General features: G+C 36.8%; 10 protein-coding genes and 1 riboswitch. Of the genes, 3 read left to right on the top strand and 7 right to left on the bottom strand.

From position 1 onward, the window contains the following. Positions 1-363: 363 nt before the first annotated feature. Both WMO42_RS06090 and WMO42_RS06085 read right to left on the bottom strand, forming a co-directional pair. Positions 364-786 carry a hypothetical protein gene (locus tag WMO42_RS06090; protein ID WP_349191793.1) on the bottom strand — a complete coding sequence of 141 codons (423 nt, stop codon included), beginning with the start codon at positions 784-786 and terminating at the stop codon, positions 364-366. A 34-nt stretch (positions 787-820) separates the two neighbouring features. Continuing rightward, entirely contained in the window at positions 821-1,507 is a 687-nt protein-coding gene (locus WMO42_RS06085) for an N-acetylmuramoyl-L-alanine amidase (protein ID WP_349191786.1), read from the bottom strand. Positions 1,508-1,875: 368 nt separating this feature from the next. Between WMO42_RS06085 and fucO the strand changes: the two genes are divergently transcribed. Next, positions 1,876-3,024 carry a lactaldehyde reductase gene (gene fucO / locus WMO42_RS06080; RefSeq protein ID WP_022501879.1) on the top strand — a complete coding sequence of 383 codons (1,149 nt, stop codon included), beginning with the start codon at positions 1,876-1,878 and terminating at the stop codon, positions 3,022-3,024. A 141-nt stretch (positions 3,025-3,165) separates the two neighbouring features. On the opposite strand, the gene pepF is transcribed toward fucO, so the two are convergent. Together pepF and WMO42_RS06070 are read right to left on the bottom strand one after the other, a co-directional pair. Next, the gene (pepF, locus tag WMO42_RS06075) at positions 3,166-4,953 is read right to left on the bottom strand and encodes an oligoendopeptidase F (protein WP_349191785.1); all 1,788 of its coding nucleotides are present in this window, start codon (positions 4,951-4,953) and stop codon (positions 3,166-3,168) included. Next, entirely contained in the window at positions 4,953-5,828 is an 876-nt protein-coding gene (locus WMO42_RS06070; RefSeq protein ID WP_022501881.1) for a DegV family protein, read from the bottom strand. Before WMO42_RS06070 ends, pepF begins: the two co-directional genes overlap by 1 nt. Before the next feature lie 195 nt (positions 5,829-6,023). On the opposite strand from WMO42_RS06070, the gene WMO42_RS06065 reads away from it, so the two are divergent. After that, a complete protein-coding gene (locus tag WMO42_RS06065; protein WP_349153454.1) occupies positions 6,024-6,953 on the top strand; it encodes a GNAT family N-acetyltransferase in 930 nt (309 codons plus the stop codon). Between the two features lie 124 nt (positions 6,954-7,077). Here the strand turns inward: WMO42_RS06065 and dapB are convergent, their stop codons facing one another. The 3 genes from dapB to WMO42_RS06050 all read right to left on the bottom strand — a co-directional run bounded on the left by dapB (position 7,078) and on the right by WMO42_RS06050 (position 9,929). Continuing rightward, complete coding sequence (gene dapB / locus WMO42_RS06060; protein ID WP_022501883.1) at positions 7,078-7,839, bottom strand: 4-hydroxy-tetrahydrodipicolinate reductase; 762 nt, start codon at positions 7,837-7,839, stop codon at positions 7,078-7,080. A gap of 88 nt (positions 7,840-7,927) precedes the next feature. Further along, on the bottom strand, positions 7,928-8,815 hold the full coding sequence (dapA, locus tag WMO42_RS06055) for a 4-hydroxy-tetrahydrodipicolinate synthase (RefSeq protein WP_022501884.1): 888 nt from the start codon (positions 8,813-8,815) through the stop codon (positions 7,928-7,930). A gap of 171 nt (positions 8,816-8,986) precedes the next feature. Next, positions 8,987-9,171, bottom strand: a riboswitch (Lysine riboswitch). A gap of 116 nt (positions 9,172-9,287) precedes the next feature. Beyond that, the gene (locus WMO42_RS06050; protein WP_022501885.1) at positions 9,288-9,929 is read right to left on the bottom strand and encodes a single-stranded DNA-binding protein; all 642 of its coding nucleotides are present in this window, start codon (positions 9,927-9,929) and stop codon (positions 9,288-9,290) included. Positions 9,930-10,407: 478 nt separating this feature from the next. On the opposite strand from WMO42_RS06050, the gene typA reads away from it, so the two are divergent. After that, positions 10,408-12,237, top strand: coding sequence for a translational GTPase TypA (typA, locus tag WMO42_RS06045; protein WP_022501886.1), 1,830 nt, complete (start codon positions 10,408-10,410; stop codon positions 12,235-12,237). The last annotated feature ends 35 nt before the right edge of the window (positions 12,238-12,272 follow it).

The raw sequence follows: 12,272 nt of genomic DNA, 5'->3' as shown, positions 1-12,272 counted from the left end.
TAAAAAGTGCCTGAATTTAGAAATATCAAAATAAAAATTTTTAAAACCTGTATAGGTTTATTAAAGTACGCCAATTTGGGGCACATCCCATTCATTTTAATAAATAGTAACTTAAAAATCGTATTTTTATAGGAAAAAGAGGCTGGTACTTTAACGATTTTCAATCGTTAAAGCGACAGCCCCTTTTTGTTATCCGAGAAGTGCGAGGCACTTCTCGAAACCCAACTGCTTCGAAGTTTGGGTTCGATTTCTCAGAGTGCTAAAGCACTCTTCGGTTGTGTCAGAGCAGAGGTCCACCGGACCTCTTAACACCCGTCTCGCGTGACGTACGGGAGGGATTATCAATAAGTCCTAAAACAAAAGTTAGTTCACTACCTCTAATATTCCTTGTGCATCGGCACGGGCCAGGACATCTAGCTGGGAGTCGGTGCTGAAATGAGTTCTGTAGTCGTTCTCGTTGCTTAGGAATGAGTGTTCTATTATAATTGTTGGTATTCCGGCATATGTGCCGTTGTATATAAGTCCATAATAATCTGCTTGTGAACCGTCTGGGTAGAGTTCATTTACTGTGTTGGTACGCTGTAATATGCCATTAGTGTATTCTGTGTTCCAGTCATCTGCTATTGGAATTCCTATATTGTTAAGATTGCAGATAATTGCATTTGCAAGCATATTTTCTTTATCATATATGCTTGCAAATCTTGAATCAGATGGCTGATATCGGCTACAGCTCATTAATACCATACAGCCTCTTGGATTAGTATTATCCTGGCTTTTGCTGTTAATATGAACCGATATAACATAATCGGCGTTATTGCCTTTAGCATAGTCTATTCTTCCCCCCTATGCTCACATCTGTATCAGAAGTACGTGTCATAATGACATTAAGATTATCATTCTGTTCAAGATACCACTGAAGCTTTTTTGCTATTACAAGATTAATATCTTTCTCTTTAATGAGTACACCATCATATGTTTCTTTCGTTCCCTCATTACTTCCACCGTGTCCTGCATCTATACATATAGTTGTCTTGTGCTGCGCTTCCTGAATATTTTCCTGTGTATCATCATCTTCTGCTCCACCTGATACATAAGAAAATGTGTCATTATATACAGGCTGCTGGCTGTTATCATCTACATTGTTACCATTTTCTGTATAATTATCCGTATCATAATCCGAATTATCATTGCTTATACTTTCATCACCGCTGTTATTTTCATATTCAATATCTGCATTATTTTCGTTATCCGTTACAGCAGATGTGTTATCGGCTTCGCTGGTGTTCTGGTTCTCATCTGAATTAACAGACAGATCATCTGCATTTACATTCTGCATACTATCTGTATCACTATTATTTACCGCAACAACTGCCGTATCTGCTTCATTATTAGAATTATCAGACTTACCATCTGTCCTTCCGCACGCTGTCAGGCTCAATGTCAATGTACTTACTAACAACGCTGTATTTATCACTTTTATTATATTCTTTAAATTATTGTTTCTCATTTTACTCCATTCCTATGTATTTAATGTGTATATGATATACCTTTCATTTAATAATATCTATACCTCAATTTTATTTTTAAATTTACTTTTCAATTTTGTTTCAAATTTCATTTCTATATTTTATAGTGTTCTGATAATGTATTTTCAATAATATAATTTCAATAATAAAATATACCATTTTACATATCTTTTCACACACATATTATTAATATATCCCCTGTTTATGTGCCCTCATTTGTGTACACATTCACACATTTGTTGCGTCATTTTGCATTAATTTTAATATTTTTTAGTTTTTTACTTGTATATTATTCACAAAGTGTTAAAATATAAACATAAATTCAACGTGAATGGAGGTAAATATTATTATGGCACAGAGATTTATTCTTAACGGTACATCTTACCACGGAAAGGGAGCTATCAAGGAGATAGCTACAGAGGCTATTTCAAGGGGATTTAAGAAAGCATTTGTATGCTCTGACCCTGACCTTATCAAATTTGGTGTAACTAAGAAAGTTCTTGATGTATTAGACGAGAACGGACTGGCTTATGAGGTTTATTCAGACATCAAGCCTAATCCAACAGTAGAGAATGTTAAGACAGGTGTACAGGCATTTAAAGATGCTGGTACAGATTATCTTATCGCAATCGGCGGTGGTTCTTCAATGGATACAGCCAAGGCTATTGGTATTATTATTAACAACCCTGAATTCAGTGATGTTATAAGCCTTGAAGGTGTTGCTCCTACTAAGAAACCTGCCGTTCCTATTATTGCAGTTCCAACTACTGCTGGTACAGCCGCAGAAGTTACTATCAACTACGTTATCACAGATACAAGCAAGAACCGTAAAATGGTATGCGTTGACCCACACGATATCCCTGTCGTAGCTGTTGTTGACCCTGATATGATGTCTAGTATGCCTAAGGGGCTTACAGCCGCAACTGGTATGGATGCTTTAACACACGCTATTGAAGGTTACATAACTGCTGGTGCCTGGGAATTATCTGATATGTTCCATCTTAAAGCTATTGAAATCATTTCTAAGAGCCTTAGAGGTGCTGTTGAGAACACACCTGAGGGACGTGAAGGTATGGCACTTGGACAGTATATAGCAGGTATGGGCTTCTCTAATGTAGGTCTTGGTATTGTCCATTCCATGGCTCACCCACTTGGTGCCCTCTATGATACACCACACGGTGTTGCTAACGCTATTATCCTTCCAACAGTTATGGAATACAATGCTCCAGCAACCGGTGAGAAATATCGTGACATTGCCAAAGCTATGGGTGTCAAAGGCACAGATGATATGACACAGGAAGAATACAGAAAAGCTGCTGTAGATGCTGTAAGAAAGTTATCACAGGACGTAGGTATCCCAGCTAACTTAAAGGATATTGTCAAGGAAGAAGATATTCCATTCCTTGCACAGTCAGCTTATGATGATGCATGCAGACCTGGTAATCCAAGAGAAACAAGTGTTGAAGAGATAACAGAGCTTTACAAGAGCCTTATTTAACAGACAACTACTTAAATTATTGTTTATCATATTTTACACCTCTAAAAAAGAACCCCGCTATACCGGCAGGGTTCTTTTACTATTTACTATTTTAGTGTTATATAACAAAACATAGGTTATATGACAAAACGCATTAACAGCTTAATCCCACTCATCAAGCAGTCCATTAAATACATTTAATGCAGACTGTACAACTTCACGTTTTTCCATATCTATTCGGCATAGCTTAAGCAGGTCAATAGGGTGAAGACTGCTGCCGCCTGAAAGGAACTTTTTATAGCCCTCTTTAACAGCTTTATCTCCCTTTAATATTCCAGCCGCTATCGCAATAGCAGCAGAATATCCTGTTGCATACTGGTATACATAAAATGGAGTATAAAAATGTGGTATTCTCGCCCACTCGTATGCTATCTCATCATCAATAACACACTCACTTCCAAAATACTTTTCATTAAGCTTTCTGTATACATCACACAGGTTATCAGCAGTAAGGACATTGCCTTCTTCGACCATTTTATGGGCTGTCATCTCGAATTCAGCAAACATCGTCTGTCTGAACAATGTACCCTTAAACTGCTCAAAATAATGGTTAAGAAGATACTTTCTTCTCTTATTATCTTTATCATTCTTACAGCTTTCCAACAGATAATTCATAAGAAGTGCTTCGTTACAGGTTGAGGCAACTTCTGCAACGAATATCTTGTAACCGGCATATATATATGGCTGGTTGGAATTAGAATAATATGTGTGCATTGCGTGACCCATCTCGTGAATAATTGTAAACACATCATCTAATGTTCCTGAGAAATTAAGGAATACATAAGGGTGAGTTCCATATGCTCCCCATGAGAATGCTCCCGTTCTCTTTCCTTTATTCTCATATACATCAACCCAGCCTGTTTCAAAGCCTTCTTTAACCTTAGCAACATACTCTTCGCCCATAGGTGCTAAAGCTTCAAGAACCATCTGTCTGGCTTCATCATAGGTAACCTTCCACTCATAGTCCGCTACCATCGGAGCATATATATCATAAAAATGAAGCTCATCAACCCCTAAAGCTTTCTTTCTTATATCAACATACCTGTGCATAAAATTAAGATTGTCATCTACAGTATTAATGAGATTCTTGTATACATCTACAGGAATAAATGAATCAGACAGATACATATGTAATGTTGATTCATATTTTCTTGCTTCAGCCTTAAATACTGCCTGTTTTACGTTGCCATAAAAGCAGGCTGCAAGCGTATTGATGTACTGCTTATATTCCTTATAAAGACACTCAAAGGCTTCTTTTCTTACACTTCTTTGCTGGCTCTGCATATATTTTACATATGTTCCATTAGTCAGCTCAACCTTATTCCCAGATTCATCAATTATACTGCCAAAATGGACATCTGCATTGTTAAACTTAGAAAATATCTCATTAGGAACAGACATTACCTGCGATGCTTTTGCAAGAAGAACTTCTTCCTTCTCAGACAGCGAATGTTCTTTCTGGCTTAACATATCGTCAATCATATGCTTATACAACTTAAGCCTGTCATCTTTTAAATATTCATAGAGAACATTTTCATCCATACTTAATATTGCAGGCTCAACAAATGCGTACTTCTCAGCACATTTAGCTGCTGCCGTCTGTGCCCTGCCTGACATATCCTGATACACCGAATTAGCTGTATCCTCATAATATCTCATATATGCGTATACATATAATCTCTCAACAAGATAATCAGTATCATTCAATTCCTTTAATACATTATAAAGATTATCAGCCGACTCAGTTAAAACAAACTGATATTCACAAGGCTCGCCTGCCTGTTTAATAAGCTTCTGGTAATCTTCTTCCCACGCATTATCTGATGAGTAGATGTCATTAACTGCCCATTTGAACTCATTATCAATCTCACTTCTTAAAGGTGCTGCCATTATTCTGCCTCCGGTACATAAGCTGACACTGCTATTGCCAATGAACCATATCCTATATGGCACGCAACACTGAGTGACAATGGATCCATATGGAAATCATACTGAGGAAATGCTTCTTTTACAGCCTCAGCCCATTCCCTGGCTTCTTCTTCATTACCAGTATATGCAACTTCCATATGAAGCTTTCCTTGTTGTGCATAATCTTTAAATCTGTTATCACAGTCATCCTTCATAGCCTTAAGCATAATCTTCTTGGCTGATGACTTTCCTCTTGCCTTGGCAAATGCATCAAGCTTCTCACCCTGTATCTGTAATACAGGATTGAGCTTTAACATAGTTCCAATAGCTGCCGCCGCAGGTGTTATTCTTCCACCCTTCTTAAGATACTTAAGTGTTTCAAGAGTTATATATATGCTTGAGTCCATTTTGTGAGCTTCAAGTATATCCTTAATCTCCTCGGCATTCTTACCCTTATCTGCCAGAGCCTTTGCATCCATAACTGACTGGCGCATAGTAACTGATATACGCTGGTTATTAACAACCTGCACCTTTCCATCATAATCACCTGCAACCATAGTTGCTGTCTGGCAGGTACCACTAAGACCGCTTGACATAGGTATAAATACAACCTCATCATTGTCCTTTAACAATTCATCAAAATAGTCCTGTAATGTTCCTATTGATGGCTGTGATGTAGATATATCTGCATCATTTTTAAGCTTTTCATAGAATTCTTCCTGTGTAAGATTAATATCTTCAAGGTATTCCACTCCATCAATAAAAAAAGGCATAGGTATAACTGTAACACCCATATCCTTAGACTGTGCCTGTGTAATACCGCTATTGCTGTCTGTTAATATTGCTACTTTACTCATAATATGACCTTCCTATTATTTACTGTAATTGCTACCAATCATCACTAATATATATAGCAATTACTCTCTATCTACCCGTAGTATAAAAATGATTATCAACTCTTATTGTACATTATCTTTTAGTTTGCTACAATGATTTTTACATAAAATTTGCAACAGATTACCAATTTTACTTAAATCAGGGGGATTTAATATATGAACGCACACGCCAATACTACTTCATTCGCCAATACTACTTCATTCGCCAATACAGATATTATTATAGAAAATGTCTTCTCTTATGATGATGTTTTAAAGCTTTCCGAATTATGCAATTATGAACCATTCTGTGATGAACCTGAGGCTGAAGACTTAATACAACTTGCGGCTTTTACAAAGGATACCCACTGCCTTGTCGGGTTTATTTCGTGTTTAAACCCTATTATTAACTGCAACACTGATGACTCCGATGACATAGACACTCACAATAATTCAGATACTATTAAACCGAGTATATATGATGATATGGTAATTGAATTTACCGCTATGACTGCCCCTGACTACAGGCAGCAGCACATTTTCACAGCAATGTTTTATGCACTTATGTGCACCGTTAATGCTTTAATATCAGACAGAAACATAAAATACATCACCGCCATTGACGATAAAACCGCGAACAGCATTATCAGCCACAAGCATAATCCTGCTTGTAATATTTCCGGCAATATCAATATAGCATATGCCTGCAGCGAATATCTTATGGAACTTTCAATTAAACATATAACTAATAACTTTTCCACTGTCCTTCCGGACACTATTGAGTTATTAAAATATGATGATGAATATCAGCTTTTATCAAGTGCCTCTGATGAGCTTATATCATCAATATCATTTGAACATTTTAACACACATATATGTATACACGATGTATGGACTGACCCTGATATGCGCAGATGTGGCTATGCCAGATTATTATTAACAGAGCTTATTCAGGATTGGAAAAATGACAGCTTAAACAACAGCCACGATAATACTATAATTCCTCTTATACTTCACGTTTCAGGCAGTAATATGCCCGCTGTCAGGCTTTATAAGTCAAGCGGATTTGTTGTAAGGGAAGAACTAAAGTATTATAACGTAAAATAAGTCCTACAAGCAAAAGGTGTGGATAATGTAACTAACAATTCAGGCTTTAGCCCTGAATACTGCGGTTGTTACATTATCCACACCTTTAATAATTTAATCTGTTCTCTTCGTGCTATCCCATTTATTATCTTGCCGCTATAACATCTGACATATCATACATTCCTGCACTCTTACCTGCAAGGAACTTAGCTGCTTCTATAGCACCCTTTGCAAATACTGACTTAGAATATGCTGTGTGTGTGAATTCAATAACTTCATCTTCACCAGCGAATATTACATCATGTACTCCTACTATTGTTCCACCACGCACTGCGCTGATACCGATTTCTTTAGGATCTCTCTTTACTCTTTCCTGACTTCTGTCATATTTATAGTAATAATCATCACCAAGAACTTCCTTGATTGAATCTGCTAATGCAAGTGCTGTTCCACTTGGAGCATCTACCTTCTTGTTATGATGTCTTTCTACTATCTCAACATCGAAGCCTGCTGGTGCAAGAATCTTAGTTGCATCCTGTAAAAGCTTCATAAGCATATTAATGCCAAGTGACATATTAGCAGACTTAAGCACTGCAACTTTGCAGGCTGTCTTTCTTACGTGTTCAATCTGCTCATCTGTAAGTCCTGTTGTACATACTACAACCGGAATCTGCTTCTTTTCACAATAATCAAGAAGTGCATCCTCTGCCTTTGCTGCTGCAAAGTCAATTATGACATCTGCTTCTACATCACAGTCATTAACTGATGCAAATACAGGATAATCATTATGTCCATCGTCAAATGGATCAATTCCTGCTACTATCTTACATTCATCATCTTTGCTTACAAGGTCTGTAATAACTCTTCCCATATGTCCATTACAGCCATGCATAATAATTCTTGTCATTATCATAGCCTCCATACATTATTTTCTTTATTATTTCAATATTTATGTTCGCACACTTCTTTTATCTGCCAAATTATAGATTCTTACACTACTTTATAAGTCCGTAATTCTTAAGTGCTGTCTTTAACTTATTAAGGTTAGCTTCTTCCATTTCGCAAAGAGGCATTCTGAGTGGTCCTACTTCCATACCCATAAGATTAAGAGCTGTCTTAACTGGAATAGGATTAACCTCACTGAATAAAGCATCTACAAGCTCAAGTGCCTCAAACTGTAACTGACGGCTCTTTTCAATATTACCGGCAAAGAACTCAGCACATATGTCGTGTGTCTGCTTTGGTGCAACATTTGATAATACAGATATAACACCCTTAGCACCAATAGACATAAGCGGTACGATAAGTCCGTCTTCACCTGAATACATATCAAGACAGCCTTCTGCTAACATCATTGTCTTAGATTCCTGTGAAAGATTGCCTGTTGCAGCCTTAATGGCTACGATATTATCTACTTCCCTGGCAAGCTTTACTGCTGTCTCTGGCTGAATGTTGCAGCCTGTTCTGCTTGGTACATTATACATAATAATTGGAAGGTCAATTGATCTGGCAACTGCTGTGTAATGCTCTATAAGTCCCTTCTGTGTAGCCTTATTATAGTAAGGTGTTACAACAAGACATCCGTCAACGCCTGCCGCCTGTGCTTCCTTTGAAAGTTCAACAGCTGTCTTAGTACAGTTAGAACCTGTTCCTGCAACAACAGGAACTCTCTTTTTAACATAATCAGCAGTAAATCTTATAGCTTCGATATGCTCTTTTTCTGTCATAGTTGCAGACTCACCAGTTGTTCCACAGATAACAATCGCATCTGTTGAATTATTAATCTGATAATCAAGAAGCTCTGCAAGCTTATCATAGTTGATTTCTCCATTGGCTTTCATTGGTGTGACAATAGCGACACCTGCACCTGTAAATATTGACATAACTCCTCCATTCCAACGCTTATCCGTTGTATTAATATTAATTATTTCAATTCTATTCCTGTATTGTCTAATAGAGTACAACGTTTAAATAACCCTTTTACAATAAAACAGACCGATCTAATGACAGACCGGCCTAAGTAAGAATTCATTATACAAATATCATTATATAAATCTTCGCGTAGCCCTCCATCATAAGGCATCAATGCCCATAATGACAGTCATAAGATTATTAACCTTATGCCCAGCATATAACTTCCCTGAATTATATGCTTCGGCACTTTCCCCTTTCGCTGCACATCATATGCTTGGGGACATCCGTACAGTTACTCTTGAATCGTGCGACCTCTACTTTGTAGAATTAAAAGTTAATTTGACTATATCACTTGCGTAGTTCATTGTCAATATCAACACATTCTTATTTATATGATGTCAGGTGTAAATAGCCATAAACTATTCGTGACTACGCAATATTTTATTCTTCTTCAACTAAATCAATCTTGCTGACAGAAACCTCATAGGCTACTCTCTTCTCAACTGACTCCTCATCAACCTTTTTGGTGTATTCTCTTGACTGTACTCTTCCACATATCTGAAGGTGGCTTCCTACTTCAAGTCCGCCTGCAAATCTTGCATTTCTTCCCCACGCAATACATGGTATGTAATCAGACTTGCCATATGGTCTGTTGACAGCTACAAGAATATCAGCTATCTCTCTTCCTAATGGAGTCTTTCTATATATAGGTGGCTTACATACATAGCCATCAAGGAATATCTGATTAGACTTTGACTGCTCCTCTGGAATATCTTCATCTTCTATAAAGCGTAATTCTCTTACAAATATTGAAAGAACGAGCTTATTCTTAACACCTTCGTGTCTGTTATAAGAACGGAACTGTCCAGATACCTCTATCTTCATTCCCCTGTAGTCTTTAGTTACATCAATAAGTCTTTCACTTATCATAAGTGGAATTATATCCACCATATCACTGAGACGGTTGACAGATACATTTGCAATATAAAAGCCCTCTCCAAATACCTCGTGGCTAAATGTAAATTCTGATACCACTTCTCCGATGATACACACCCTGTTGTTTTCAATTACCTTATCAAGCATAAGTATTTCTCCCTTCTTTGACCGATATTATTATGCCTCGGTCCTGTGCTTTATTTATTGTTCTCAATATGTATATGTTCTAACTTGCTGTAATATTACAAAAATATTTTGAAAAAGTTGTGTACAAATTATAATATTTTTGAAAACATTATAAAAATACTGTGTTTTACTGTATTTACACAAATTGTATTTTTTTACGAACATAGTGGTATACCGGTATACTTCTATTAAAATATATGTTATAGTCTTACTAGCATAATCGCAATTATTAAATATTAATATGTATATATATGTGCAATCTGCTATAAAATATATTTGATATTTTTTAATATTTTTACCATATATACTATTGTATTTTGATAGCTTTGTGATAGAATATAAAAGTTGCTAACCATAACCATTCAATGTATAATATATATTGCTGGTAAATATGTAACAGTGATTGAACATTTTGACTTATATATGAAAGGAAAACATAATGAAAACTAAACGCGAAGATATTCGTAATATCGCTATTATCGCCCACGTTGACCATGGTAAGACAACTCTTGTAGATGAACTTTTGAAACAGAGTGGTACTTTCCGTGCTAATCAGGAAGTTGCTGAACGTGTAATGGATTCTAACGATATAGAACGTGAAAGAGGTATTACTATACTTTCAAAGAATACTGCCATTCACTATAAAGATACTAAGATTAATATTATTGATACTCCAGGACATGCTGATTTCGGTGGAGAAGTTGAGCGAGTTTTAAAGATGGTTAATGGTGTTGTTCTTGTCGTTGATGCTTTTGAAGGCGTTATGCCTCAGACTAAGTTCGTTCTTCAGAAGGCACTTGATCTTAATCTTGCAGTTATCGTATGTATTAATAAGATTGATCGTCCAGAAGCCAGACCTAATGAAGTTATCGATGAAATTCTTGAATTATTCATCGACCTTGATGCAAGCGATGAACAGCTTGATTGTCCATTCATATTCGCATCAGCTAAGTCTGGTTATGCTATGGCTGACCTTGATGACGAAAGAAAGGATATGCAGCCTTTATTTGACTGCATAGTTAATAATATACCAGCACCAGAGGGTGATCCTGATGCTGATACACAGATGCTTATATCTACTATTGATTATAATGAATTCGTTGGACGTATCGGTGTAGGTAAGATCGAGAATGGTAAGATTAAGGTTAATCAGGAAGTAGCTATTGTTAACCACCACGACCCATCTTTAAGAAAGAGAGTACGTGTAACTAAGCTTTACACATTCAACGGACTTAATAAGGTAGAAGTTAATGAGGCAGGCTTCGGTGATATCGTTGCCGTATCTGGTATTGCCGACCTTAAGATTGGTGATACACTCTGTTCTGTAGAGAACCCTGTTGCTATCCCATTCCAGAAGATTTCAGAGCCTACTCTTTCTATGGACTTTATGGTTAATGACAGCCCACTCGCTGGTAAAGAGGGTAAGTTCGTAACTTCAAGACATATCCGCGACAGACTTTTCAAGGAACTTAATACTGATGTAAGTTTAAGAGTAGAAGAAAATCCTGGTTCTGAGAACTCATTTAAGGTATCAGGACGTGGTGAACTTCATTTATCTGTTCTTATTGAGAATATGAGACGTGAAGGCTATGAATTTGCTGTAAGTAAGGCTGAAGTTCTCTACCACACTGATGAACGTGGCAAGAAGCTTGAACCTATGGAGCTTGCATATATTGATGTTCCAGAAGAATTCTCTGGTTCTGTAATCCAGAAGCTCAGCCAGAGAAAGGGAGAACTCCTTGGAATGACACCTATTAATGGTGGTTACACAAGATTACAGTTCTCTATTCCATCCCGTGGTCTTATCGGCTACAGAGGTGAATTCCTTACTGACACTAAGGGTAATGGTATTATTAACACTTCATTTGAAGGTTATGAAGAATACAAGGGTGATATATCTTACAGAAAGACTGGCTCACTTATAGCTTACGAAGATGGTGAAGCTGTTACTTATGGTCTTTTCAATGCACAGGACAGAGGTACTCTTTTCATCGGACCTGGCGAAAAGGTATATGCTGGTATGATTATCGGTGAGAACCCAAGAACTGAGGATATTGAAGTTAATGTCTGCAAGACAAAGCACCTTACTAATACTCGTTCTTCAAGTGCTGATGAAGCTTTAAGACTTGTACCGCCTAAGATATTAAGTCTTGAACAGGCTCTTGATTATATTGACACAGATGAGCTTCTTGAAGTAACACCAACTCATCTTAGAATCCGTAAAAAGATTCTTGATTCTACAGCAAGATACAGAGCTAATAAGAAGTAATTACATTTAATCATAATTCTTCTTATTAATATATA

Origin of the sequence: Lachnospira sp. CLA-JM-H23 (assembly GCF_040096425.1) — a bacterium.
GTDB classification, from domain to species: Bacteria; Bacillota; Clostridia; order Lachnospirales; family Lachnospiraceae; genus Lachnospira; species Lachnospira rogosae.
The sequence above is the reverse complement of the archived record's forward strand: the minus strand, read 5'-3'. Positions and strand labels throughout refer to the sequence as shown.

Excerpts from the sequence above, each read along its gene's own strand:
- dapB (WP_022501883.1), bottom strand. The coding sequence starts at position 7,839 with ATGACAAGAATTATTATGCATGGCTGTAATGGACATATGGGAAGAGTT.
- pepF (WP_349191785.1), bottom strand. The coding sequence starts at position 4,953 with ATGGCAGCACCTTTAAGAAGTGAGATTGATAATGAGTTCAAATGGGCA.
- typA (WP_022501886.1), top strand. The coding sequence starts at position 10,408 with ATGAAAACTAAACGCGAAGATATTCGTAATATCGCTATTATCGCCCAC.
- WMO42_RS06065 (WP_349153454.1), top strand. The coding sequence starts at position 6,024 with ATGAACGCACACGCCAATACTACTTCATTCGCCAATACTACTTCATTC.
- dapA (WP_022501884.1), bottom strand. The coding sequence starts at position 8,815 with ATGTCAATATTTACAGGTGCAGGTGTCGCTATTGTCACACCAATGAAA.
- WMO42_RS06085 (WP_349191786.1), bottom strand. The coding sequence starts at position 1,507 with ATGAGAAACAATAATTTAAAGAATATAATAAAAGTGATAAATACAGCG.
- fucO (WP_022501879.1), top strand. The coding sequence starts at position 1,876 with ATGGCACAGAGATTTATTCTTAACGGTACATCTTACCACGGAAAGGGA.
- WMO42_RS06050 (WP_022501885.1), bottom strand. The coding sequence starts at position 9,929 with ATGCTTGATAAGGTAATTGAAAACAACAGGGTGTGTATCATCGGAGAA.
- WMO42_RS06070 (WP_022501881.1), bottom strand. The coding sequence starts at position 5,828 with ATGAGTAAAGTAGCAATATTAACAGACAGCAATAGCGGTATTACACAG.